Genomic DNA, 26,164 nt, shown 5'->3' with positions numbered 1-26,164 from the left:
ATGAACACGACTTGGTCTCGCTTTAATATTGTATCGGTCGCGCTTGGCTTTGCCTTTCTTTATCTGCCGATCGTGTTGCTGGTGATTTATTCGTTTAACGAATCGCGCCTCGTAACCGTCTGGTCGGGCTTTTCGACCAAATGGTATGTCGAGTTATTCCGTAATCAGGCATTGATGGATGCGGCTTGGGTCACCATTCGGGTGGGGCTGTTATCTGCAACAGTTGCGACTGTTTTAGGCACATTGGCTGCAATTGCGCTTACGCGTTATACGCGGTTTCGGGGGCGTATTTTATTTTCCGGCATGGTTTATGCACCGCTGGTCATGCCTGATGTGATAACTGGCCTGTCACTATTATTGCTTTTTGTCGCAATGAATTTTGATCGCGGTTTTTTTACCGTCACGCTCGCCCATATCACTTTTTCCATGTGCTTTGTTGCGGTTGTGGTGCAATCGCGGCTGCTAAGCTTTGATCGCTCATTGGAAGAAGCGGCGATGGATTTGGGAGCGACATCGGTCACGACATTCATCAAGGTGACTTTGCCGGTTATTCTTCCCGCAGTCGTTTCCGGCTGGATGCTTGCTTTCACGCTTTCGCTTGATGATCTTGTGATTGCGAGTTTCACTTCCGGCCCGGGCGCCACCACTCTGCCTATGAAGATTTACTCGCAAGTCCGGCTGGGCGTGACGCCCGAAATCAATGCGATCTGCACCATTCTCATTGGCTTGGTAACGACCGGTGTCATTATCGCCTCGGTCATTAATAAGCGGCGAGAAGTTCAGCGTCGGCGCGATGAACAGGCAGCATTCCGCTTGACCTGAAATTTATTGGCCGGGAAGCGCTGGCGAAATAAACGGCCGATCCCAGGATCCGCCGACGAAAAAATGCAGAGGCGGTTTTGCGGGGGAGGCTGTGGGCTGGGTATTGTCTTGTGAAGCGGGTGGTTGAGGAGATGGAAAAATCACTTCACCGCTGAGTGCCAAACTCCGCGTTATGAAAGGAACAATTCCGGCCAATTCCACAGCTTGATCGGGGGTATTCAGGCGTGCATTTTCAATCGTGGCCACACCTTCTGATAGTTGTGCTTTAAGCTCCAAATGAGTGAACGGTAAAGAGGTGTTGTCTTTTCTTTCCAAAGCAAAGAAACGCTGATTCTGCGCATTTGCAAGAAAATCTTGCAATGAAAAGCCTTGCACTTCCCCATTTCCAAATTGGGCAGTGAGGTTTCCTTGCGCCTTTGGCAAAAGAGTGGACCAGCGATTGGCAGGTCCCTTCAAAAGCAGGGAGAAACGGCCGGTACCGTTAATGAGCGGCTTCTCTAGTCCGAGTGCTGCGAATAATTGGGCGCTATTAATATCGGTTGCGTTAAAGCGTAATTCGCCGCTGGCTGATTTTAGATCGCGCACAATCTGTAAATTGGCTTGAAGCATTCCATTAAATGCTTTCGCGTCTCCGATATCGAACATTGCCCGCCCGCCACGTATTTGAACCGCAGCCGCCAGATCGGAAAGATTGATGCGGCCAGCAGTGGCGCTCTGCGCTGAAAGACGTAAATCAAGTTCGGCGTGATCAATGAAACTGGTGTCAATTAAATCACGGTCCGTTTGATTGCGTTCATTGGGTGATAATGGTTGATTATCCGGGAGAGGCACGAAGACCGAGAAAAATCTTTTCAAATCTAGCCGGTCAAACGCAAGTGTCGCGGATGCTGCAGGTTGATCTTTCTCAAACCCAATTTCAATGACCCCTCTGGCGGGATTTTCATCTGCTTTCAATTCGACATCCGCAAATTTCAAGCGTTGCGGAGTGAAGGTGATGGCAGAGTTTAGGGAGAAATTACCAATCTGTGTACGACCGATTATAGGAGGCAAACTAAGCCAGCGGGCTGCGCCGTTTAAGGAGGGCGTTTTGGTAGACAAGTTGCCTTCGAAAAAACGATCGCTGGAGATGTTAGCGCGACCTACAAAGGATAGGTTAATCGGCGCAGCATTGAGTGTAGCGGCTATTTCAGAGGTGCCGCCCGCTAACAATTGTAGGGCTTGAGCAGCACTTACATTAAATTGGGTGTCTTCATCACGCCAGACAGCAGTGCCTCGCAAGCTGGCCACGCCCGAAGTTTGCGGCCAATCCAGAGTGGCATTGAGTTTGGTAACTTGTTGTTCCGCCGCGTTTGACTTTTCTTCATCATCATTGGGGCGCGCATAGGAAATTGTGCCATCACGGATGACTACTCGCCCAAACGGTTGAGAAGCTTGTTTGCTGGCGGTCGTATTATCGTTTGAGCCATTTTGCAGCAGCGCTTTTTGCGCACGAATCGCCGTTCCAAGGCGGCCATTAGATTTGGTGATAGCGTCAAGAAAACCGGAAAAATTATCGACCGGGCCAACAATGTTGAAATGTGGTCGAATGAGATGGGTTTCTGAAAAGGACAAGCGTCCCATTAGAGCGTCGAGCGGAGATAATTCGACATCAATGCGGTCAGCGCTCATCCAAGGGGTGGAGCGCTGGTCTGTCATTTTGCTCAAAGCTACGCCGTTTAAGGACGCCCGCAATACTGGAAACACCCTTAAACGAGGCGCCTGTTGCAACTCGACGCTATAGCCCGTCCATGCGCTTATTTCCTGTGCCAGCCGAACGCGGATTGCATCCGTGGAAACCACGAATGGGATTACCGCAAGCAATGTTGCCATTGCGGCCGCACCAAGAATGATAAGCGCAATTACAAGGCGGATTACTTTAGGCCAGCGCATAAACCTTCCGTTCAATCACAAAGTTAACGGCTTGATCAGTAAACCATTAAAGTCATGTCGCAAAGACATTACATTTGGTTCCCGTCGCCTTTTGTGAACGCTGCATTAGAATGAGCTGGCATAAGTAACTTAAGGCTTAGATCGATAAATCGAACTGAGCGAGATCTCAAAAGCGCTTCAAAGGAACGCGGGTTCAGTCTGCGAGAACGCGTGTGGGCGGAAAAATGATCTCCACCACCGTTCCCCGGCTTGGTATCGAGTCGATTGAAAACTGCGCTCGGTTGGCTTCCACCATAGCTTTGGTCAAGGGCAGGCCAAGGCCGGTTCCTTCGCCGCGCCAATCTTTCGGATTATCAATCGGTCGCCGTTGCAATGTGTTAACCTGGCGGAACGGCTTGAGCGCTTGCTCAATTTCTTCTTTGCTCATACCCACGCCGGTATCGCGCACGCGTATGACAACATCGCCGTTCAATTCATAATTTGTCGAAACGATAACTTGGCCACCGGTTGCAGTATAGCGGACGGCATTTGATAGAAGGTTGAGCGCAACCTGTTTGATTGAGCGTGCATCAGCCACAATATCCGGCAGGTTAGGCTGGAAACTAGAGCGGATAATTACGCGATCTCGATTGGCTTGCGGCTGCATTAATGCAATTGCTTCACCGATAGCATCGTTCAGCGATACTGCTTCAAACTGGAGATCAAGCCCACCGGCTTCAATCTTGGAAATATCAAGTAAATCATTGATCAGTGCGAGCACGTGATTGCCGGAACGATTAATATCGCGCAAATAATCCCGATAGCGATCATTACCGATAGGCCCGAATTTTTCGTCGACCATCAGTTCGGAGAAACCAATAATGGCGTTGAGAGGGGTGCGTATTTCATGACTGATCCGTGCGAGAAATTCAGTCTTTTGCGTTGAAGCGCGCTCCGCTTCTTTACGTGCCTTGGTTAGTTCTTCTTCGGTGCGTTTCCATTGGGTAATATCCCGCAGAACGGCACAAAAACCCCCAGCATTTGGCAGTTTCCCGATAGTCATAAACAATGGAATAAAGCCGCCATTTACTTCACGACCAATGACTTCACGGCCATCATTGAGCACGCTCATGACACCATTATCAGATAGGCCGTGCAAATAATCCATTGCTGCACGTTGGCTTTCGACAGCAAAGAGGATCGAGAAGAATTGACCTTCCGTATCTTCTTTCTCATACCCAAACAAGGCGGACGCCGAATGGTTCATAGAGCGAATTCGGCCTTGGGGATCGATCAAAACCACACCATCGGTGGCGGTATCCAAAATCGTTTTAAGTTCGTCTACCTGCGTTTCAAGTGCTTGGTTTTCCAGTTGAAGATTATTTTCAACATCGGTACTTGTTGCAGTTTCATCGGTCTTTGCGACTGGCATCAGGCTGAGCATGATAGCGTGCTGGTTGCGCCACGAGATTACATTCAAATGAGCGTCAACAACCGTCTCCGTGCCGTCGGCACGATGAAGCAAGAGACCTTCGCATTTTTTACCATCTTCGGGCTCGCTGTTAAACAGCGCTTCTAGACCGCCCGCATCCTGTATATCTTTAACCGTTTCATATCCGGTCACATCAATAAATGATTGATTGATATAATGAATTACGTCTCCAGAATGAATGATCACCGGGATTGGCAATTGAGAAAGAAGAGCAGCTTCGTCCGGTGCATTTGCTTGGTCCGCGGAGGTTGCTGCGTTCTGCACCGCGCTTTCCGTAAGATTGGCCAAAGCTTGATTGCGCGTTTGCTCCGGAGCCGGCGCGGATTTCTCTATGGCGTCTTTATCAGACTCTGATGTGTTGGAAATTCCATGTTTGCGAAGCCGCTCTGCAATTTCACGAAATGCATTGCGTTCAGCCGGTGTCAAACCGCCTTCCGGGCGCGGTTCTGTTTGCTGTTTGGCTTTCTTAGCTTTAGCCTGATCGGCCAGAAGCTTTTCACGTGCGGCAACATTCAGCAGCTCGATTACCCTGTCGTCCGCTCGTCGTCCGGGATTAGGGGTAAATTCGATCGGCTGTCTGGATGCGATTTTTTCAGCTCGATCATCATTGGCGACTTCTTCGGACAATGCTAGCGGATTATCCGAGGCATCGGCAACTTCCGGTGCGGTTTCTTCCACTGTGCGATTTGGCGGAAGATCTCCAGCCAGCACGAGACCTAACGCTTCCGGGTCTTCAATTGCTTCGCTTGGGTTGACGAGACCAAATCCGCGAAAGCCGACAAAGGCGCGGTCGCGAGAGTAGACGGGTAGAGCGGCTAACTCCACCGGTACACGCAGGTTGGTTCCCTCTGCTGGCCAAAGTAGGCGCTTTCCAGACCAAGTGTCCCGCTTTTTCAACAACGCGCCGATGCTGCCATCTGTGTCGAAGCCAAATACTTTGGCGACTTCTGTGAATTTGCGACCGATAATGTCAGCGGCATTGGGCCCGATGATGGAAGCAAATTCAGGCGACACCTCGGTGAAGATACCTTCTGCATTGGTTTTCCAAATAAAACGAGCAGGAGGGCCGTAGCGATCAAATAAAAAATTATTGAGCGGCGCACGCTGGTCGTCTGGCTCAATGTCAGTGGTTTTTTCATCCCGCTTAACGGCATCACTCGTCGCTTGAACAGGGTTCACGGTCGAGCTTTCTTGTGCAACACAGAGCATATGCTTAGCTGGGTTGTCAGACAGGCGAGTGATTGCGCCCGGGATCGAATCTTGACCAGCGCGAATGTGGCGTTTGACGATATGGTTGTGGGCATTGCCAACTTCGACGATTAAATCTTCTAATGTCGAAGATGAAATATTGAGGGATGCGAAGTTCGGACTTGCCGCTAACAGATTTGCTGATGCGTCAAGGATTGCTATATGGGAGGTGTCATCATAGACGCCCGCGATCATAGCATCGGGCGAATTGTGCTGCTGTGCGGCCAGAAGTATGCCTTCTGCTGCGTCCGGTAGCTTGATGCGGGAAATTCGCAGCTGCGTAAGTTCAGATCGCAACCCGCTCGCTAGGCGGACACTTACTATATTGGGGACTTCTCCGGATAAAGCAGTTTCGATTTGTCGGCGCGCTGCAATCGGGAAATGGAAATTCTGGCCGATCATATCATTAATTTTTTGATAGCCGAACAAAGCCGCGCCGGGCCCATTTGCCCACAACACTTCCGAAAGGTCAGTCGACAGCACAAGCTGCGCATCACCTTTTACAAAGCCGCCGCGGATCTCATCCAGCGCAGCAATATCGATGAAGGGGTATGAGCCTGACATACCGATCCTTTACCTGTTTGTTCGATGGCCTTCTGGCACCTTTATTGCTCTTATTGATAAGCCTGTTGTCGTCTCAGGTCTATATAAACCGGGAATATGGCCGTTTCTTTCTGCTCCATTAGTTAATTTACTCAGGGAATCCACACTGACGTTCGGTATTTAAACAATGCGCTGGCGGATGCATAAAATATGGTAAAGGAGAGCTAAGCAGTTTTAACGATCCACAGTTCCTGGGCATGAAACAGAAAAATCTTGAGAAAGATCGTTATAATGACTTGCAAAGCAGTCCGATTCTCCGTATGTGACCCCTGTCGGCAGATGATGAGTTTCAGATTCTGCTCACTCAAGGTACGCGGTCGTAGCTCAGTTGGTTAGAGCGCAGGATTGTGGCTCCTGAGGTCGTTGGTTCAACTCCAACCGACCGTACCATTATTTTCAATCACCCGTCGAAAAACACATAAAAATCAGAAGCTTGCCGGCTGATTAAGCTTTGGCGTATGTTTCTGTGATACTAACTGTGTTACAAGCTGCTACCATAAGGCAGGCCAAGGTACCGTATTCGGTCAGACCCTACCGAAATCCTGACGTTCTTAATAACGAGATTACAAGCATTCCCGTCAAGGTGAATACGGAATGGATATTTCAACACTGACGCGCTGATTATTTGCATAATTGGTTAGCGCGTCGCTTGTTATTTCTCTTAGTAAGAATGAGCTGATTTCTATAATTGGTAACTGGTTATCAAGCGCATTCGACGCGGTTCCCCTGCTCATCAAACAAATGGAGATGCTGCGCCGGGAAGCTCACGTGGATAGAACCCTTCGCATCAAGAGCAGCACGGTCCGTAGTGAATATCTTAAATGGCAATCCGTGCACACTCAAATGCAGTATGATCCCAAAACCTGTTGGCTCGATAAGATCAACACTCGCTGCAATTCCTCCCGCTTCTTCAAACTGCACATGTTCAGGCCGTATACCAAGCGTTGCCCGCGCGCCGTGATTTAGCTGCATGGGGTGAAGCAGTGAAAGCTCCGCGCCATCGGTTAGTTTAAGGCGCGGCCCGCCATTTTGCTCATAATATGTTACCTCAAGAAAGTTCATCCCCGGTGAACCGATGAAACCCGCAACGAAAAGATTGGCCGGGCGGTCGTAAAGCTCCAACGGAGCGCCAACTTGCTGCACTACTCCGCCATGCATCGCAACAATACGGTCTGCCAATGTCATCGCTTCGATCTGGTCGTGCGTCACATAAATCGACGTGGCTTTTAGTTCCGCATGGAGCTTTTTGATCTCTGCACGCATCTGTTCGCGCAGACGGGCATCAAGATTGGAAAGAGGTTCATCAAACAAGAAGGCCTTGGGCTGTCGCACAATTGCGCGTCCCATGGCCACGCGCTGGCGCTGGCCACCCGAAAGCGCCTTCGGACGACGTTCCAGCAAAGGCTCAAGACCGAGCTTGGCCGCAGTTGATTGGATGGCGCTTACGATCTTTTCTTTCGGCGTTTTCCGCAGCCGCATACTATAGCTCATATTATCGGCGACGCTCATATGTGGATAGAGCGCATAGGACTGAAACACCATGGCAATGTCGCGGTCTTTTGGTGCCAACTCATTGACACGCTTGCCATTGATTTCGACCTGACCGGCGGTGATCTCTTCAAGACCGGCAATCATGCGCAGCAAAGTGGATTTACCACAGCCGGACGGCCCCACCAGCACGATGAATTCGCCGTCTTTAATCTCAAGATCAACGCCATGCAAAACCGCATGTTCGCCATAGCTTTTGCGGACAGACTGAATATTGATGGACGCCATAGGGAAAAATCCTTTCAGCCTTTGACCGCGCCAGCGGTTAAGCCCTGCACGAGGTATCGTTGAATAAGAAAGAAGAAAACGCAGGCCGGGATCAGCGCAAGCACACCCGCTGCCATCATCTGGCCGAAATCGACCGAGAATTTAGAAACGAAGCTCAATAGGCCGACCGGGAAAGTGGCCGCTGCATTACCGGAAATAAGCATCAGAGCAAACAGAAGCTCGCTCCAGGCCGCAGTGAAAACAAAGCCAAGTGTTGCAGCAATACCGGGTAGAGTCAGCGGTAAGATAATTTGGCGAAACGCCATGAATTGTGTTGCGCCGTCGATCTTTGCGGCTTCTTCGAGTTCTTTGGGAATTCCGTCGAAAAACGATTGCATCAAGAAGGTCGCAAAAGGAACGTTGAACGCGGAATAGACGACGATGAGGCCGATCAGACTATTGGTTAGCCCAAGAGGTGCCATGATTTTGTAGATCGGCGCAATCAGCATCACCAACGGAAACATCTGCGTCAGCAACATCAACGCCACGATCCAATATTTGACGCGGAAGTTAAAACGCGACAGCGCATAACCAGAAAGCGATGCCAGTAATGTGACGATGACCGCGGTGGAGCCAGAAACAATGAGGCTGTTGCGGAAAAATAGCGGGAACGAGCTATTATTCAGAACGTGACTGAAGTGATCAAACGTCGTACGCGAGGGCCACATTTTTACGCCTTCACTGTAAAGCAGGTCATTTGGTGTGACAGCAACTTTCACCAACCAGAAGATCGGAAAAAGCGCGAAGAGAACGAACAGCAAAATGGCGATGCGATGTGCGCCGACAAGCAAATATTTACGTTTTATCATGGCCTCAATCTCTATTCAGCAGTGTCTGGCGCAACAGCACGATCAGCATCGAATAAATCATCAAGAGGACAAGAAGAACCATCGCAATGGCCGATGCGTAACCAAAATCAAGCCGTTTGAAAGCCTGTGTGAAGATGTAGCTTGCCACAATTTGCGTGCGGTCTGCGGGACCGCCGCCGGTCATAACGACGATAAGATCGGCACTGTTGGCAACCCAAACAGTTCGCAGCAAAATTGTGATAGCCATGGTTGGGGCTAGGAATGGAAGTGTGATTGAGAAAAACCGCTGCACCGGCCCGGCACCGTCAATGCTCGCAGCCTCATAGAGATCGCGCGGAATGGCCTGCAAAGCGGCCAGCAAAGTGATGGCAAAAAACGGAATTCCCCACCAGACACCTGCGGTAATGATACCCCACATAGCAAGATGCGGGTCGGATAGGATATTATCGGGTGCACTCAAAATACCAATGGCGTGCAGCCAATGAGGAATTGGGCCGATAACAGGATTGAACAGCCAAGCCCAATTAAGTCCGGTTAGGAATGTCGGCACGGCCCACGGCAAAAAGATGAGCGCTTGTGCCAAACCGCGCCCGGCAAAAGGCCGATCAAGCAGCAGCGCGAGAATAAGCCCGAAAACAAACTGTAACAGCACCGAGCAGCCCGTCCACCAAAGTGTGTTCTTTAGCGAGCGGTAGAAGGCCTGATCTTTGGCGAGTTCGCGAAAATTCTCCAGCCCAACAAAGCCACCCGAAAATGGGTTTAATAATTGGATGTCTCGGAAAGCGTAAGAGACGCCAAGAACCAATGGAACCAGCATGATCGCGCCGATGAGGATCAACGCTGGCGCACTATAAAGATAAGGTTCAGAGGCATGAGCAAGGCGCTGCAAAAAGCTGCGGCGATCCTGCTTATCACCCGCCACATCGCGCGAAGCTTTGAGGGGAGCTGCGTTATTCATTATTTTTCCCTTCGCGGGGCAACATTCGCTTTGCAGGCGTTACATTTTCACGCCTGCAAAGCATTGCCATGTTGCTATTGCTTTGAGAGGTATTTCTGCTGCGCCTTGGTCAGATATTCTGCCCACTGATCGGCCAACTCGTCGGGCGTAATGTCGCCGAGAAGCGCTTCTTGCGATGTCTTGATGACGAGCGAATCCTTGAAGAAGGCAAACTCTTCGAGATAAGTCGGCATCACAGTCGGCACGACATCCTTGTCAGCCAGCTGATCGAACCAGCCTTTAAACTGCTCGCCACTATAGAATGGATCATCCTGAGCGGATTTGAGAACCGGCAATGCGCCCGTGCGCTTGTTCCATTCGATATTGCCTTCCGGGCCTTCAAGCATCGAAATCAGCTTCCAGGAAAGGTCCTTGTTTTGACTTCCACTCATCATGGACCAGCCCGCAAATCCAATGGTTGGGAAGGTCTTTCCATCGGGCCCCTTTGGCATGATGGTAACGCCAAAATCTTCCGGCTTCATGCGTTCGGTAATGGCGATGAGCGCATCCGGATCTTGGTTTAGGAAGGCACAAGTACCGCTGTAAAAGCCAGCGACCGTTTCGTTAAAACCCCAGTTGACGCTATCTTTGGGCGCAAGCCCGTCCTTATAGAGATCAACCATCCAGGTGATGCCCTTTTTCCAGCCATCGCTGTTCATAGTCGAGGTGCCATCTTCGTTGAAGAATTCATTGTCACCCGCCATAGACGCGGCAAAAATCACCCAACCATTGAGGCCACCGGGTCCGCCGCGCATGCAATAGCCGGACTTACCGGGAAGCGCGGAGATCTTCTTTGAGGCTTCAACAAATTCGTCCATAGTTTTTGGCGGTTCCGACACGCCCGCCTCAGACAGCAGCTTTTTATTGTAGAACATAGCGTTCAGATAAAAGCCATAAGGCAGCGTATAGGCCGTGTTATTAACGCTGCGGCCAAGCTCAAGCGCACGTTCGGTCAGGTCTGACGTGGTCTCCCATTTTTCGAGATAGGGCTCAAGGTCTTCCAGCATGCCGTTATTGGCGTAAAGCGAGAGCCACGTATCTGGCATTTCCATGACATCCGGAATTTCGCCAGCGGAAACCATGGTTGCAAATTTCTGGAAGGATTCGCCCCATGGCAGCGAAATGATTTCAACCTTGGTGCCGGGATTGGCTGCTTCAAATTTGGCAACGATCGATTCAAGCGTCTTTGTACGTTCCGGGCTGGTGATAACCTCTACCAGCTTGAGCGTGGTATCGGCCAATGCCGTGCCGCTTAAAAGCATAGTTGCGAATGCGGCTGCTATTAGTTTTTTCATTGTAGATCCCCTTATTGCTCCTCACTAAATTCGTTATTTTGTCGATGCTGCGAGCGCCCCTTCAATATCCCGCCACAGCGTTTCCGTTCCTTCCAGTCCGACATGAAGGCGCACGGAGCGCGCATCAATGCCGAATGTATGCGCTGAATTTGGTTGCGCTTTTTGCTGCAATACAACTTCACCCGGAACGATCAGGCTTTCATGTCCGCCCCAGCTCACACCGAGCTTGAACAGTTTAAGATGATTACAGAAATCACGAATATTTACGCCGTCGCGGAAGATTACCGAGAACAGGCCAGACGTACCGTGCAGACCTGCTGGCAGACGATTGGCCAATGCCGGGTGGCAGACTGTTTCAACCACATCCAGAGCCTGAAGACGTTTGGCAATTTCCAATGCCGAAGCCTCATGCGCTTTCATGCGTGTTGGCAAAGTGCGCATACCGCGAATGAGCAGCCATGCATCAAATGGCGAAAGTTTGCCGCCCAAATATGGATAGGTTTCGGCGCGAATTGCATCAATGAGCTGTTTCGATCCGGTTACGACGCCGGCGACCACATCGCTATGGCCACCGAGATATTTTGATGCCGAATGCACAACCAAATCCACGCCAAGCGTCAGCGGGCGCTGAAAGATTGGGCTAGCCCAACTATTATCGATAACGCTCAACACGCCATGCTGTTTGGCAATTGTGGCTAAGGCACCGACATCATGCGCTTCCATAGTCCAGCTTGTCGGACTTTCCATGTAGAAAAGCTTTGCGCCGGGAAGGGCTTTTGCAACCGCTTCCTCGTCGCGCCCGTCAACATAATCCACCTGCACCTGCATGCGCTGCAGAATAGTGCCAAATAGGCGAAACGCATCGGGGTAAACATGGCGAACGGCGACAATGCGATCCCCAGGCTTTACAAAAGTCAACACAGTTGAAGAGATTGCAGCCATGCCGCTGGCAAAGCCCAGCGCGTCGTCGCCGCCTTCTAATTTTGCCAGCATTTCCTCAAATGCCCGCACGGTCGGATTGAGGCCACGCGTATAGATCGGGCGATGCTTTTCGCCGCGATAGGTGGCAACCATATCGTCATAGCTTGAGAAGGTGAAAAGCGACGTTTGCACAATGGGTGGCACCACGGCGTCGTAAGCATTGCTTTCGTCGTGGGTTACCGTCAACGCTGCAAAATCCAGCGGATCCATCCCGTCAGTCATTTGGACATTTCCTTGATGTCTTCCTCGACAATATCGAGGATTTTGAGTGTTTCTTGCCGCGCGGTTTCAGGATCTTGAGCGGCGATGGCGTTAAAAAGCGTGCGATGAAACGGAAAAGTCCGTCGCGCAAAGTCCTCTCGCTCGAACGGCTGATCCCAGAAGCGCAAAAAAGCTTCGCGCATCTGTTCGAGCAATTGTCGAAAAAGCGGATTGTGGGTCGCATCATATATGGCCAGATGGAATGCTAGGTCTTCCGGGCCGGATGTCCCTTTCTCAAGGTGAACGCGCTCCATCTCCTCAAGATTGCGCGCAATAATCTCAAGATCTTCCGCGGTGCGTTTGCGAGCGGCGACCATGCTGGCTTCCGCTTCGATACCGCGGCGCACTTCGAGCGACTGCAGCAAAGCATCACGCAATTGCGCAGGGTCGAACGATAGCGGCATATGAATGGTGGCGGCGGAAACGGGCTTGAGCAGATATGTGCCACTGCCTTTGCGGGTTTCAATAACACCCAGCGCCTGAAAATACCGAATTGCTTCGCGAATGGTGGAGCGACCAACACCTAGCGCCACCATGAGTTCACGTTCGGCGGGAAGTCGATCTCCCGCTCGCAATTGGGCGGTCTGAATATAATTTGAAAGGGCTTCCGTTACCTGCCGGGCACGATCTATCGGCGGCAGAGGAACAATCTGCAGCAGCCTGCCATCTTTCATTCTTCCCCTCCCTCTAGCCCTGCGCCCATATCTGCCGCTTTGTGCAGGATTTTGGCCGCATATGCGCCCGACAGCGCGAATGCTATCAGACCTATCTCCCCTACCGATATAAATTGGTCTGACATCTTACAGATATTTAAAAGGATCGACCGGTGTCAAGCTCTTCATTTGTCAAAATGAAAAAGGGTTAAAATTCCTATTCTGCTTGGTGGCCTCCGCAGTTCTGCTGCTACTTAGAAAGAGCGTCGGCTGCGTTTGAGAACTTGCATCAGCAATCGCCACAAAGCGCAGCAGCAATATTTCCAGATGGCATGAAAATCGCCATGATCATTATCTGTCGCCGCAAGTCGGTCACATGGGGCCGAAACAGGCGGATTGATGAACATGGACGTTTCCAAAGCCAATATAGATCAATGCGGTCGTGGCAGTCGCGTGGCGTATAGCCGTTCTTGGCATACGAACTGGCGTGCGCGCACCGAAGATGCCGAGAGCTGGGAGGCGGGGGTAGCTCCTATGCTTAATCACCGCTGACAATGCGGGAGCCACGGGATTAGAATGCAAGCGGTGCAACAGGTAATCTTCGAAGTTTGATCAAGACGGTAAGTCTGATTTTCTTTTATGTATCACATACGCTCAGAGCAGATTTTTACAAATTCCGTTTCCAATTCTAGCCACGCAGTCCTTTCACTCAGTGAACGCTTGACAAGTTCCGTGACTCCAAATCATATATGATATTAAATATAAAATAATCCACTTGGCTTTTGGAAATTAAGGCGGGGTCTATCAGCGAGCGGCAAAGAGACGATCTGCGATAAACAAGATTAACCCACGCTTAGAAGGCTTGGTTTGTCAGGCGGAGGATACTGACAATCCAACAAATAAAAGGGAGGAACCTATGTTTAAAAATCGATTGAGCCGTCGCTCAGTTTTGGTGGGCGGCTTGGCAGCGCCCTTCATACTACGCTCGCCACTGGGCTTTGCAGCGACAGAATTACGCCTCACGCATCCGGCTGATACAGCCCATCCAGTTCATTTGGCTGCCGAAAGCTTGGCAAATCGGGTTGCGGAGCGCTCAAATGGTGAGCTTAAGATTACAATCTTTCCGTCTAATGCTCTAGGTTCGCCCACGGATACTGCGCAACAAACGCGGTTGGGCGCAATTGACTTCATTTTGATGAACCCTGCCAATATTGAAGCTTTGTCCAAGAGCATTGGCGTGATTAACATCCCCTACCAATTTGACGATTTCGCTCATGCTCACCGTGTGCTTGATGACACGGCTCGCGATTGGCTTGAAGCGCAGCTCCTTGAAGCGGGTTTCGCGTGGATTGCAAACTTTGAATGGGGTTTCCGCGCCCTGACCAATAGCCGCCGACCAGTAAATACGCCCGAGGATGTCCAAGGGTTAAAAGTGCGTGTGCCGCCTGAGCTTGCCATCAAAGCCGCCTTCGAAGCGCTGGGTGCATCGACACAAACCGTAGCCTTCCAAGAGGTGTATCTGGCGCTCGCCAATGGAATGGTAGACGGCCAAGACAACCCTGTTTCAACGACTTTCGCAGCAAAGTTCTATGAGGCGCAAAAACATCTGGCCCTGACCAAGCATATTTACGCGACCATCATGTTGGCGGCCAGTCCGCGAGTATGGGAGGGAAAACTCAATGAGGAGCAGCGAGCGCTAATCAGTGAGGAAGCAAAGATCGCTGGTGCGGCTGCGCGTGTCGACGTGCAAGCAAGTGAGGCAGATTATATTGCTCAAATGGAGAAGAGCGGAATCGAAGTAACCCGCCCAGAGGTGGAGCCTTTCCGTGCACGAATGGAGCCAGCTTACAAAGAGTTACGTGCGGCACTGGGTGATGAAACGTGGAACACCTGGGCTGAATTGGTTGAAGCTGCGCGTAGCTAGCAAGCCTGAGTTCATTTGCGTTCGAGTGTTTTGACGCTCGGACGCAGCGTGCCGGAAAGGATAGGCGGGGATGTTTACTGTGACGATCCTGTTGGCGATCTGCGTCGTCATCTTGGGAGGAATTCCGATAGCGGTGGCGCTCGGTCTGGTGGCGGCTGTCACGATGGTTGTCACTGTGGGCCCAGATCTACTGTTCATTTTTATTCAGCGTACCTATTCCGGAACAACGTCGTTCCCGCTTTTGGCCATTCCGTTTTTCGTCTTAGCCGGGAACTTGATGAATATAGGGGGAACAACGGAGCGAATTTTCGCTGTTGCAAAACTATTAATTGGGCGCATTCGCGGTGGTTTGGCTTATGTGAATGTGCTGGGCAGTGTCATTTTTGCTGGCATGTCTGGGTCTGCGGTTGCAGATGCGGCTGGCATGGGAGTGATCCAGCAGCGCGCTATGGAAGATGCGGGCTATAAGCCACGTTATGCGGCAACCGTTACCGCTGTTTCCTCAACCATCGGTCCTATAATCCCCCCTTCCATCCCCTTCGTGATCTATGGCAGCCTTGCCAATGTTTCCGTGGGAGCGCTCTTTCTGGCAGGCATCTTGCCGGGAATGCTCATGGCACTTTTACTTATGATCGTAATCGCTATTTCGGCTCCCTATCTGAAATTGCCGCGGGGCAATCGCTTTCCGCCTTTCCGGGAGGCGGCGAGAACATTTTTAATAGCCTTCCCTGCTTTATTATTGCCGCCAGCGATCTTGGCGGTCATCTTCACCGGCATAGCGACACCGACTGAAGCTGCTGTTGTGGCTGCTTTTTTCGCCTTTGTGCTGGGACGCTGGGTCTATCGCGAACTGAACTATTCTGACGTGATAAATGTCTTTTGGGAAAGTGCGCGTCAAACCGCGCAAGTGATGTTTATCATCGCTCTCTCAGCGCCTTTCGGATGGGTTCTGATTCAGCAACAGATACCAAATGCAATTTTACAGGCTCTTTTGAGTATTTCGAATGAAGCCTGGGCTGTATTGCTGATCATTAACGTGGTGTTGCTCATTCTGGGCATGTTCATTGAGGGTATTGCGCTCATGATCATCGCCTATCCGGTTCTAATGCCGGTGGCGTTGAATCTTGGCATTGATCCAATCCATTTCGGCGTGATTTTAGTGCTCAATCTGATGATTGGGCTTGTAACTCCGCCGGTCGGACTTTGCCTTTATGTGGTAGCAGGGATCGCAAAGATCCCAATTTCCGAAATCACCAGAGAGCTTTGGCCTTATCTGCTCGGACTGATTGTTAGCTTGCTGCTGATCACATTTGTACCTGCCATCTCGCTCTGGCTTCCTAACTATTTTGGCTATGGTTTCCACTAATGATGCAAATATTGAAAAACAGCGACCGAATGATCGGGTGTTTGACCAAATATCTGAGCATCGCCTTGCTGATAGCCCTGCTTTTGCTGTTGGGCCTCTCGGTTCTTTTGCGCCTATTGCCGCTATTCACGATTAGCGGATATGACGAGGTGGTGGAACTTCTGTTTATTTGGCTTGTCGTCCTTACGACAGTCGCACTTTGGCGAGAGGGCGCTCTCTACCGGGTTTCACTATTTGAAAACATGCTCCCGCAGAGCGGCAAGCTGATCCTCTCCGTGGTCATCAATTTCTCTATGCTGGGTTTCAGCTTGATGCTCACCTATTACGGTTGGGCCTTTGCGGTAAGTGCAGCAGAGACCACCCCATTTCTGCGGATCAGCAAGATTTATTGGTATGCAGCTATCCCCGTTGGTGGGGCATTCATGTCTATCTACAGCGTCGTCTGGCTATGGCGAGTGATTTGGCAACGCGCAACATTAAACGAAGATAGCACTTTGATCGGTTAGTTTTGGAGGAGTAAAATGGGACGGGTAGAAGGCAAAATAGCTATTGTCACCGGTGGAGCTGGCGGCATCGGTTCAGCGATAGGAAAATTATTGTGCCGCGAGGGTGCCAAGGTTTTGTTGGTCGATATGGATCAGGATGAGCTTGATCGTGTCGCAGCGGAAATCCACAGCGAAGGCAGCAAAGCGCAGCTGTCGACAATGGTGGCGGATGTAGGTCAAGAGACAAGTGCCAGCGCGATCGTTGCCAAAGCACGGGACGAATTCGGCCCGGTGGATACGCTGGTCAACTGTGCAGGAATGCGATCATACGAACCGCTAGCTGAAGCAAGTTCGGAAACATGGGAGCGAATTCTCGCAGTTAATCTTTTGAGTTACGCTTGGCTCACTCAAGCGGCCATTCAAGATTTACGCGCGTCAGGGCGAGGGAACGTTATCAATGTTTCTTCAACACATGCAGTTAACCCGCGCGCAGGGATGGGCCAATACGATGTGACCAAGGCGGGTATCGTTTCCATGACCAAGACACTCGCTTTCGAAGAAGCAAAACACGGAATCCGTGCCAATGCGGTTTGTCCGGGGCTGACCTTCACTCCATTTCACCGTAAACGCGCAGAAGCCTCGGGGCGTAGTCAGGCTGATATAGACGCAGAAGCCCGTGGCGGTTGTCTTCTGGAACGTTGGGCTGATCCGATGGAAATTGCCTATCCCGTTCTTTGGCTGGCTTCCGATGAAGCGTCCTATATGACCGCATCGGTTTTGATGGTCGATGGTGGCCGTTATGTTACCTAAGGTTCACGGCTTTGCGACACTGTCGCGCAAAAGCATTCCGCAACCGGAAACTCGACGTTAGCTCCAACAATGACGGCCCGCTCAGCGGTGTTCTGGTAACTCATCAGACGCGACAAATTCCGGATAGATGTTGCAGGTGACCGCGGATGCGCTATGGCCGTTGAGGCTGGCGCAATCGTTTCAAACGTGCTCATTGAGGTCTGCGAGGTCCCAGAGACTATCGGTGGAATTGGAGGCATTGCGCGGGATGTTATTATGATGGCAATCTTGTTCAATATGGCGCTGACAATCCGACCACGCCAGCAAAGTTTGGCTTGCGCGATACCCTAGGCGCCAGTCATGAATTGGTAACCAACTACATGATAGGTAAGAGGCCGGTACGTGGGGGGAGCGTACGGGCTCGTTGCGCTTGTTTATCATCTCGACTTTATGATGAACGGGACCATACCCTGCGAGGTCCTCATGGCGAAGTTTATCCACATAGCAGGTTCAGAGCATGTCCTTTTCGATAAGTAACAACAGCGCCTACCCACTATCACGGCGCCAACTCGTCCTTCTTGGGCTGGCGCTTCTCATTGCGATACCGCTATTGGGTGGATTGTTGTTATCTGCACTATCGGAAAGCGGGGGAACCAACAGCTATGCGCTATTGGCGCAATCCTTCCTTGAGGGCCGCCTGGATTCTTCCACTTGTTACGATTCCGATTGCGCAATCTATCAGGATCGTATTTTCGTCATGTTTCCCCCGGTGCCAGCAGTGATTGCCATGCCTTTCGTGGCTATTTTTGGCGTCGATTTTAGCGGGTTCATAACGCTCTCGCTCGTTGCGGGAGTGATTACACTGGCACTGTGGTGGCGGATATTTGCAGCACTTGATACTGACAAGACGGTTGCAATCTGGCTGCTTCTGGCTCTCGCTTTCGCAACACCTTTGTATTTTGTGATGATCCGCGGGAGTGGGGTCTGGTTTTTCGCCCAAACCATCGGTTTTCTTTTCGTAACACTGGCTATTCATCAGGTGGTTCGGGGCGGTTCGCTTGTGTTTGCGGGCATATGCGTTGGACTCGCCTTCCTTTGCCGGCAGATGTCGATTTTTTATCTGCCCTTTCTGTTTGCTTTGGCTCTCGCCCCCGGTGAACGTCTTATATCTTTTTCCAAGGCGCATATCGTGCGCGTGCTCAAGCTCGGCCTGCCCGTTGCAGCCGCCGTTCTCATTTACATGGTCTATAATTACGCTCGTTTCGGTGCGCCACTGGAAACCGGATACCAGTATATGATGACGCCGGAAGAATGGACGATGATTAATCATCGACTTTCCGAATATGGCCTGTTCTCTGGCGAGTACTTATTTTTTAACGTAGTCTATTTTTTCCTACAAGGCTTTCACCTAAAATTTGGTGGCGATGCGATGTTGACGCCAATCGGTCTCGATCCGGCGGGAACTTCTTTGCTCGCGGCAAGCCCGTTTGTGCTTCTCGCTTTTTTCACTCCGCTGCGCCGACCGGTATTAATTGGGATCGCCTGTGCGCTGGTCATGGCTGTTCCTACCCTGTGGTATCACTCAAACGGCTTTTCCCAATATAATGTGCAGCGCTATGTGCTCGATTGGTTGCCTATCTTGTTCTATATGCTGGCTCTTGCAGTGACGCGTCGCGAAATGCCAGCTTTGGGCGTATTGGTGCTCTATGCAATGGGTCTCAATCTCGCAGCGATGGCTCTGATTTCGCTCGTGCAAATGGCGTGATCCTAAAGGTCAGATATTTGTGACCGATAAAATTCGCTGCCGCGCCGACACCAATGCCGGTTCCATGTGCGAGAGCCTCCGCGAAAGGCACATCTCCAAACGCAGGAAAGGCAATATTGAGCAAAGCCAGCGAGACAGCGAGCACGATGACGGCCCCGACAGAGTTGACGACAAGGAAAAGGCCGATCTGCACGCCGAGCGGCAAGGACGATCCGGGAAAGACATAGGATCGGTATAATGTGAAGCCCGCTGTCATCCCGATTAGATAGGCGACAAACACCGCGGCCGGAAATGGCAGAAACAAAGAGAGGGGAAAACGCACGATCCAATTGATCGCTGCTGCCGTTCCGCCGAGCAATAGAAAACGCACTAATTGGGTCATGTTAGAAGGGGATTCCCGCCCAAGCCATGGCAAAAGCAATGCCGACAAATCCGCAAATGACGAGGCTTTTGGGATCGCGGAGTGCGAAAACAACCGGATCGTCGTTCAATTCGCCACGCTGGCAAATCATCCAGATACGCGAAAGCCAGAGGAACAGCGCCGGGGGGATCGCCCAGAGCCACACCGAGTTTGCATAAAAATCGGCAACCAAAGCATCATTGGTCAGATAGAGCACCATAATCAGCACCGAAGCCATGCTCGAAGAAATGCCCATTCCAAGAATGAATGGCAGGTCGGCGGCAAAATACCCACGTCCTGCAACCTTTTTGTCGATATCGTGGCCCTTTTCAATCATACGCTGCACTTCCGTTTGCCGCTTAGCGAAGGAAAGCGACGCGAATAAAAACATCGAAAACACGAGCAACCAAGGCGAAGGCGGCACGTTTACGGCCACAATGCCTAGAACCAGACGCAGCGTGAACAGCACCGCCAGGATAAACGCATCCAATATCGGTTTGCGCTTGAACGCAAAGGAATAGCCGAGCGTAAGCGCCAAATAGGCAGCAAGCACCGCCACGACTGGAAGGCCGGCGATTGCGCCAATGGCAAAACTTAAGATCAGGCCAGTCGGTATGGCCAAGACCGCCGTCTTGATAGACATAGCCCCGCTTGCCAAGGGTCGGTTTCGTTTCGACCAATGTTGCCGATCATCCTCAATATCCCAAAGGTCATTTACGAGATAAGTAGTGGAGGCCAGAATCCCCAGCGCAAGAAAGGCGAGGCCAGCATTGAGACATGCCTCGGCTACAAACATCTTTCCTCCCAAAATAAGTGGAACGATCACCAGCGCGTTTTTGACCCATTGATGCAAGCGCGTGGCTTTTAGAAAGGCGTGCACCCCAAACTTGGGGGCGAATGCAGCTTCGATCTCAACCGTTCGTTTGGCGCGCCGCGTCACGCTTCCGCTCGTCTCGACCAGCACCGCGCGGCTGGCTTTTTCCCAAACCGCCAAGTCGACCTTACTGTCTCCCGCATAGGTGAACCCTTGCGGAAAAGCTTTGGTAAGCGCCGCGCCCTTCACTGCGCCTTTGAGATTGGTATTACCATCGCTCGCTATAACATGGTTGATAAAACCGAACCGCTTTGCCACCCGTTTTGCAATCTGAAAATCCGCTGCTGTCGCGAGCACGACCATGCGCCCCTTATCGTGCTCAGCCTTTGCATAATTAGCAAGTTCCTGATTGACGGGAAGCCGCGACACGTCAATCTCAATCGACCGAGCAAGTTGCTGCTTGAGATAGGCTCGGCCTTTTAACAACCAATGGAGCATCAGGAAAATCCGCAAAGGATTCTCTTTGAGGAAGGCCAGCACCTGTTCGTATAAAACGTCTGTTCGTAGCAGAGAGTTATCAAGATCAAGGATCAGCGGAATGTCGGCGGCCTGATTATTAGGCTTTTGCTGCTCGACAGGGGTGATCAAAGATAAAGACATGAATTTTCCCCCCTGATGAAAATCTTTAATCTGCCTGGAACAATTACCAGACAGGCCTTAACGGGCGCTAAGAATTAAGTACAAACTACCCCAACAGCAATTTTATTAATTTAAAAGTTTCCTTGCCAGATCACAAGCACTTATCTTACTAGCCATTACTGCGTGAGCGGACAGCTATATTAGATTTTTCGTGAATAAAGATCGTTACCCTGCTGCCGCCGGTGTGGCTACGATGATAGTGCAAGGTCGGACCTTCTTGGCTATGGCCGCAGAATTGGCACGGGCTGTCAGCGCCGCCCGATTGGACGGCGCAGCACACGCCCCGCGAACTGCGTTAATAAGGCCAAAGAACGATCCACAGATTACGCTTCCACGCAGTGGCAACATCAAACACAGACTACGCCCAGCACGCTCGGGGATCACGGCCCTTTTTCCATAGAAAACATGTTCAGTTGCGCTGAGAACTTGGATAGAAATCTCGCGCGCTCTGATTGCTGCGCTCATGTTTTGCTTCTCAAGCATCAACATCGCAGCGTTGAAAGCGCCAACCCGTAAAACGGGTTGACGCGTAGTACTTATTATAAATGATCGCGTGGGATGGTCTGGGTCCATTCACGGGTCCTGACCGCTTCGCCATTTTCCTTGGCCGTCAGAACACCGGAAATATAGAAGTTTTCAGCATCTGAATGCATCTTCGTGGTAGTCTCAATATCGATCATCCAGTCTTCGCGGCCCATGCGGTAATGCTGGGTGAGGACATAGTTCGCCGACAACGGATCGTCGTCCTTGATCCGCAGTTCGCGCTTGAGACTGTGGCTCAGTTCGGTACCAATATCATCAAACCGCAAGATACCTTCGCCGAACAGTCCGCCTATGCCTTCCGTTACATAAAGCGTTTCGCCGGTGACGTGATCCTGCATTGTCCATCGACGAACGCTGCCCGGATCAAGCTGGGTAATCGGCGTTGCAGGACCGTTGACCGGCTCCTGGAAAGTAACCTTTGCATCATCGGCAGATAGTGGACGCACAGGCAGATCAAGGCCCGACGCACCGGTGTCAAGCGTAAGCGTGACACGCTTCGGCGATGGCCAGACCATTGGCCAATAGCCAGTGGCGATTGACAAACGGATGCGGTGGCCCTTTTTGAAGCTATAGCCGCTATCGTTGAGCTTGATTGCGATTTCGTAGGATTTGCCTAGCACCAGCATTTCCGGCTTGTCATGGCCGTTGATGTGGTTGAGGTTGAATACCTGATAGCTGACACGCGTAATGCGACCATCCGGGAGAATGTCGCTCAAGCGCAGCGAAATCTGAGCGATGGGCTGGTCGACGGTAAATTTCAAATGTGCGACCGGTGCGCCGAGAATATCGAGATCTTCGGTTAGAACAGCGGTATCAAAGTTAAGCGAACCGCCGTCGTCGAGACGTTGATCGGTCGGGTTTTCGCCGGGGCAACTTGTAGCCATCCATTCACCAGCGGCCTTGCCGTGGCTGTTTGGTGAGGAAATTGAAAGTACACCCTTGGCTGCATCGGCCTTGCCCAGCGTGAAGTCAGCGCCAAGCGCAAAAGACTTTGGCGTGATTTCGGTCGATGGCCAATTTTTTTCGCCTACCCACCGGCCATTGGTAAAGTCCCGCGAGCCGGTCGGCTCAATAGTGTCGCAGATATAGGCACGCAGTTTCGGCTCATCCATAATACCGGTGTCTTTGCCTTTGAGCCACTGATCCCACCAGCGCACCGCCTCCTGAAGGAAGCCAATTGCCGGTCCCGGAAGTCCGTCTTGGGGATAGACATGGCCCCATGGTCCGATAATACCCCGAGCAGGAACCTGCAGGTTTTCAAGCAGGCGTGGAACTGCATTGGTATAGCTGTCGGACCATGCGCCAATCACTAGAACCGGGCACTGAACAGCAGACCAGTCTTCGCAGATTGAGCCGTGCTTCCAATATTCATCGTAACGTTGATGTTCGAGCCATAGGGCAGGGAAGAACGGTAAACGCTCTAGGCGCTCAATCCATGCATCGCGCCAGCCCGCGCCAACAATTGCCGGATCAAGCGGACGCGCCTGATAGGCGAGCATGATCGTGCCCCACCATAGATTGTCGTTTAGCAACAAACCGCCCATATAGTGAATGTCGTCACGGAAACGGTTATCGGTCGAATAGGCGCTAATGACCGCTTTCAAAGCCGGTGGCCGGCAAGCTGCGACCTGCAAGCCATTAAAACCACCCCAGCTTTTGCCCATCATGCCGACATTGCCGTTACACCAGGGCTGTTCTGCGATCCAGGCGATGACTTCGAGCGCATCATCCTGTTCCTGCTGGATATATTCATCAGCCATATGGCCGTCGGATTCGCCCGTGCCGCGCATGTCGACGCGGATTGCGGCATAGCCGTTCTGCGCGAAATAGCCATGCATCGGCTCATCGCGGCCACGCGTGCCATCGCGCTTGCGATATGGAATATATTCGAGCACCGCAGGAACCGGATTTTCTTCCGCGTCTTCAGGCAGCCACAGGCGCGCACCAAGGCGGGTTCCATCCTTGAGAGTGATCCATAGATGTTCGGTGACTTTTACGGTCATGATTGGTCCCATTTTTAACAAGAATTATGATGCGGCATTCGCGCCGTATCGATAGATCGGCTGGCAGCTCAGATAGACGCTCTAGCTTTTAAGATGTCGTCCAGCCAGTCGCGGCGCATCTCCGGAACGGATGTGATGAGCTGCTGCGTATAAGGCTCGTAAGGCGGCTCGAAGATTGCCTTGGTGGTATCGGTTTCAACGACCTTTCCCTTCTGCATCACCATGGTGCGGTCAGCAAGCCGACGGACGACCCCAAGGTCGTGGGTGATGAAGAGATATGACACGTGCAATTCGTCTTGCAGCTTGCGCAGAAGTTGAAGGATTTCCTCCGCTACGAGCGGATCAAGCGCTGAGGTGACTTCATCACAGATGATGAGATCGGGCTTGGCCGCCAGCGCGCGGGCGATACAAACACGCTGTTTTTGTCCGCCGGAAAGCGCACCGGGCAGACGATTGGCGAAATCTGCAGACAGGCCGATGAGTTCAAGCAGGCGCTTGACCTCAATCTCGCGCTGATCCTCATTCATGCCGAAATAGAATTTCATCGGCCGACCGATAATTTCACCAACAGTCTGTCGGGGGTTCAACGCCACGTCAGGTAGTTGGTAAACCAGTTGAATGCGGCGCAATTCTTCACGGCTGCGCTGCTTATAACTATCGGCGAGCCGTTGTCCGCCGAGCGTGATAATGCCGCTTGAATGTGGTGGCAGGCCAGCGATAACACGAGCGAGCGTGGATTTGCCGGAGCCGGACTCTCCGACGACAGCCAGCGTTTCGCCGCGTCGGATGTAGCAGTTGATATCGCTCAGAACACATTTTTTGCCGTAATAAGCAGTTCCATTCTTCACTTCGAGTAGAATCTCGCCGGACTTGTGCTCGGCCCTTTCACCGGAAATGCTAGCTTTCCGTTCGGAAACCAGCCTCTGGGTGTAATTCTGCTTGGGGGCTTCGAGAATTTCTTCGGCAGAGCCAAGTTCGACCATTTTGCCATGGCGCAGAACCATGATGCGATCGGCAATCTGCGCCACGACTGCAAGATCGTGGGTGATGTAGAGCGCGGCGGTATTGTAACGCTGAATCAAGCTACGTAAGAGCGCCAACACTTCGATCTGCGTCGTCACATCTAGAGCGGTGGTTGGCTCGTCCAGCACCAAAATATCAGGACGGCAGGACATCGCCATCGCGACCATAGCCCGCTGCAATTGGCCTCCGGAAACCTGATGTGGATAGCGATCGCCAAAGGTATCGGCATCTGGAAGCTGTAATGTATGCAACAGCTCCAACATCCATGCCTTTGCTTCCGCTTTGGTCATAAGGCCATGATAGAGTGGGCCTTCCATGATCTGGTCGCCGATGCGATGCGCCGGATTAAATGAGGCTGCCGCGCTCTGCGCGACATAGGCAATGCGTGCGCCACGTACTTTTTCGCGAGTGGCGCGAGTACCCTCCATCAGCGAAATGTCGTCAACGACAATTGTTCCCCTAGCGATTTTGCAACCGCCGCGGCCATAACCCATTGCAGCCAGGCCAATGGTAGATTTGCCCGCCCCAGACTCGCCGATGAGGCCAAGCACTTCACCCCGTTTCAGCGTCACATCGACATGGTCGACGAGCGTTGCGCCATTGGGTGCGTTGACCACAAGGTCGGAAATTGAAAGAACGATATCCTTGCTCATCGATCAGCTCCCTGCGTGGTCGTGCGTTCGGCCAGAAGCCAGTCGACGACAAGGTTGACGCCAACGGTGAGGATGGCGATCGCAGCCGCGGGGAAAAGCGGTGCGTAGAGACCGTAGAGAATAGCCTGCTGGTTATCCTTTACCATGCCGCCCCAGTCCGCAAATGGTGGCTGGATCCCAAGGCCGAGGAACGACAGGCCAGCGACGAAAAGGAAGGTGAAGCAAAAACGCAGACCGAATTCCGCTATAAGCGGCGGCAGCGTGTTCGGCAGGATTTCGCGCCAGATCAACCATCCGAGACCTTCGCCGCGAAGACGGGCGGTTTCAGCATATTCCAGCACGTTGACGCCCTGCGCCACAATGCGTGCCAGGCGGAATACGCGGGTGGAATCGAGCAATGCGATGGTAATGATTAGCACCGGCAGCGACGACCCGAGCGCCTGCAGGATGACGAGCGCCGAGATGAGTACCGGAATGCACATGACAGTATCAACGATGCGCGACAAGATCGTATCGACCCAGCCGCCGAAAATAGCGGCCAGAAAGCCGAGTGGCACGCCGATTGTGAACGACAAAAGAGACGCAGCAAGTGAGACGCCAATCGACATTTGCGCGCCAAAAAGCAAGCGCGAGAGCATGTCGCGGCCATTCTGATCAAGGCCGAACCAGAACTGCGCCGATGGCGGATCGAACGGTGCGCCGACGATTTCTTCCTGACCATAAGGCGCAATCAGCGGTCCAAACAGAAACATCGAGAGACAAAGAGTGACGATGGCGAGGCCAATCCACGCCGTCAGAGGGATAGATTTTTTCATT

General features: G+C 51.9%; 22 protein-coding genes and 1 tRNA gene. 9 read left to right on the top strand and 14 right to left on the bottom strand.

All coding sequences use genetic code 11. From position 1 onward, the window contains the following. Complete coding sequence (locus C7374_RS06510; RefSeq protein ID WP_111574799.1) at window positions 1-822, top strand: ABC transporter permease; 822 nt, start codon at window positions 1-3, stop codon at window positions 820-822. Window positions 823-825: 3 nt separating this feature from the next. On the opposite strand, the gene C7374_RS06505 is transcribed toward C7374_RS06510, so the two are convergent. Next, window positions 826-2,751: an AsmA family protein gene (locus C7374_RS06505; RefSeq protein ID WP_111574798.1), complete on the bottom strand. Its 1,926-nt coding sequence runs from the start codon at window positions 2,749-2,751 to the stop codon at window positions 826-828. A gap of 193 nt (window positions 2,752-2,944) precedes the next feature. Then, complete coding sequence (locus C7374_RS06500; RefSeq protein ID WP_111574797.1) at window positions 2,945-6,034, bottom strand: PAS domain S-box protein; 3,090 nt, start codon at window positions 6,032-6,034, stop codon at window positions 2,945-2,947. A gap of 352 nt (window positions 6,035-6,386) precedes the next feature. On the opposite strand from C7374_RS06500, the gene C7374_RS06495 reads away from it, so the two are divergent. Further along, window positions 6,387-6,463 (top strand) — tRNA-His (locus tag C7374_RS06495). Between the two features lie 312 nt (window positions 6,464-6,775). Here C7374_RS06495 and C7374_RS06490 read toward each other — a convergent pair. From C7374_RS06490 to C7374_RS06465, 6 genes are all read right to left on the bottom strand, one after another. Beyond that, on the bottom strand, window positions 6,776-7,849 hold the full coding sequence (locus tag C7374_RS06490) for an ABC transporter ATP-binding protein (protein ID WP_111574796.1): 1,074 nt from the start codon (window positions 7,847-7,849) through the stop codon (window positions 6,776-6,778). A gap of 14 nt (window positions 7,850-7,863) precedes the next feature. After that, complete coding sequence (locus C7374_RS06485) at window positions 7,864-8,697, bottom strand: carbohydrate ABC transporter permease (RefSeq protein ID WP_111574795.1); 834 nt, start codon at window positions 8,695-8,697, stop codon at window positions 7,864-7,866. Window positions 8,698-8,701: 4 nt separating this feature from the next. Continuing rightward, window positions 8,702-9,655 carry a carbohydrate ABC transporter permease gene (locus C7374_RS06480; protein ID WP_111574794.1) on the bottom strand — a complete coding sequence of 318 codons (954 nt, stop codon included), beginning with the start codon at window positions 9,653-9,655 and terminating at the stop codon, window positions 8,702-8,704. A 74-nt stretch (window positions 9,656-9,729) separates the two neighbouring features. Further along, on the bottom strand, window positions 9,730-10,989 hold the full coding sequence (locus tag C7374_RS06475; protein ID WP_111574793.1) for an ABC transporter substrate-binding protein: 1,260 nt from the start codon (window positions 10,987-10,989) through the stop codon (window positions 9,730-9,732). A 33-nt stretch (window positions 10,990-11,022) separates the two neighbouring features. Continuing rightward, window positions 11,023-12,192, bottom strand: coding sequence for a PLP-dependent transferase (locus C7374_RS06470; protein ID WP_111574792.1), 1,170 nt, complete (start codon window positions 12,190-12,192; stop codon window positions 11,023-11,025). Then, on the bottom strand, window positions 12,189-12,905 hold the full coding sequence (locus C7374_RS06465) for a FadR/GntR family transcriptional regulator (RefSeq protein WP_111574791.1): 717 nt from the start codon (window positions 12,903-12,905) through the stop codon (window positions 12,189-12,191). Before C7374_RS06465 ends, C7374_RS06470 begins: the two co-directional genes overlap by 4 nt. 378 nt (window positions 12,906-13,283) lie before the next feature. On the opposite strand from C7374_RS06465, the gene C7374_RS15905 reads away from it, so the two are divergent. From C7374_RS15905 to C7374_RS06440, 7 genes are all read left to right on the top strand, one after another. Next, window positions 13,284-13,436, top strand: coding sequence for a hypothetical protein (locus tag C7374_RS15905; RefSeq protein WP_158527809.1), 153 nt, complete (start codon window positions 13,284-13,286; stop codon window positions 13,434-13,436). 364 nt (window positions 13,437-13,800) lie between these two features. Further along, complete coding sequence (locus tag C7374_RS06460) at window positions 13,801-14,808, top strand: TRAP transporter substrate-binding protein (protein WP_111574790.1); 1,008 nt, start codon at window positions 13,801-13,803, stop codon at window positions 14,806-14,808. 70 nt (window positions 14,809-14,878) lie between these two features. Next, window positions 14,879-16,174 carry a TRAP transporter large permease gene (locus tag C7374_RS06455; RefSeq protein ID WP_111574789.1) on the top strand — a complete coding sequence of 432 codons (1,296 nt, stop codon included), beginning with the start codon at window positions 14,879-14,881 and terminating at the stop codon, window positions 16,172-16,174. Between the two features lie 11 nt (window positions 16,175-16,185). Beyond that, on the top strand, window positions 16,186-16,680 hold the full coding sequence (locus tag C7374_RS06450; RefSeq protein ID WP_210205085.1) for a TRAP transporter small permease: 495 nt from the start codon (window positions 16,186-16,188) through the stop codon (window positions 16,678-16,680). Between the two features lie 15 nt (window positions 16,681-16,695). Next, window positions 16,696-17,469, top strand: coding sequence for an SDR family NAD(P)-dependent oxidoreductase (locus C7374_RS06445; protein WP_111574787.1), 774 nt, complete (start codon window positions 16,696-16,698; stop codon window positions 17,467-17,469). A gap of 153 nt (window positions 17,470-17,622) precedes the next feature. Beyond that, window positions 17,623-17,799, top strand: coding sequence for a hypothetical protein (locus C7374_RS15900; protein WP_158527807.1), 177 nt, complete (start codon window positions 17,623-17,625; stop codon window positions 17,797-17,799). Window positions 17,800-17,965: 166 nt separating this feature from the next. After that, window positions 17,966-19,213, top strand: a complete 1,248-nt coding sequence (locus C7374_RS06440; protein ID WP_111574786.1) for a glycosyltransferase family 39 protein — start codon at window positions 17,966-17,968, stop codon at window positions 19,211-19,213. On the opposite strand, the gene C7374_RS06435 is transcribed toward C7374_RS06440, so the two are convergent. The 6 genes from C7374_RS06435 to C7374_RS06410 all read right to left on the bottom strand — a co-directional run bounded on the left by C7374_RS06435 (window position 19,167) and on the right by C7374_RS06410 (window position 26,163). Then, complete coding sequence (locus C7374_RS06435; protein ID WP_111574785.1) at window positions 19,167-19,595, bottom strand: GtrA family protein; 429 nt, start codon at window positions 19,593-19,595, stop codon at window positions 19,167-19,169. The genes C7374_RS06440 and C7374_RS06435 overlap by 47 nt on opposite strands. A gap of 1 nt (window position 19,596) precedes the next feature. After that, on the bottom strand, window positions 19,597-21,087 hold the full coding sequence (locus C7374_RS06430; RefSeq protein WP_111574784.1) for a UbiA family prenyltransferase: 1,491 nt from the start codon (window positions 21,085-21,087) through the stop codon (window positions 19,597-19,599). A 204-nt stretch (window positions 21,088-21,291) separates the two neighbouring features. Continuing rightward, complete coding sequence (locus tag C7374_RS06425; protein WP_146612711.1) at window positions 21,292-21,591, bottom strand: hypothetical protein; 300 nt, start codon at window positions 21,589-21,591, stop codon at window positions 21,292-21,294. A 74-nt stretch (window positions 21,592-21,665) separates the two neighbouring features. Next, the gene (locus tag C7374_RS06420) at window positions 21,666-23,672 is read right to left on the bottom strand and encodes a CocE/NonD family hydrolase (RefSeq protein ID WP_111574958.1); all 2,007 of its coding nucleotides are present in this window, start codon (window positions 23,670-23,672) and stop codon (window positions 21,666-21,668) included. 68 nt (window positions 23,673-23,740) lie between these two features. Further along, entirely contained in the window at window positions 23,741-25,348 is a 1,608-nt protein-coding gene (locus C7374_RS06415) for an ABC transporter ATP-binding protein (protein ID WP_111574782.1), read from the bottom strand. Next, entirely contained in the window at window positions 25,345-26,163 is an 819-nt protein-coding gene (locus C7374_RS06410) for an ABC transporter permease (protein WP_170130216.1), read from the bottom strand. The genes C7374_RS06415 and C7374_RS06410 overlap by 4 nt, the downstream gene beginning before the upstream one ends. Between the last annotated feature and the right edge of the window lies 1 nt (window position 26,164).

The organism is Falsochrobactrum ovis, from assembly GCF_003259955.1.
Lineage (GTDB): Bacteria > Pseudomonadota > Alphaproteobacteria > Rhizobiales > Rhizobiaceae > Brucella > Brucella ovis_A.
This window is presented reverse-complemented; position numbering and strand designations above follow the sequence as displayed.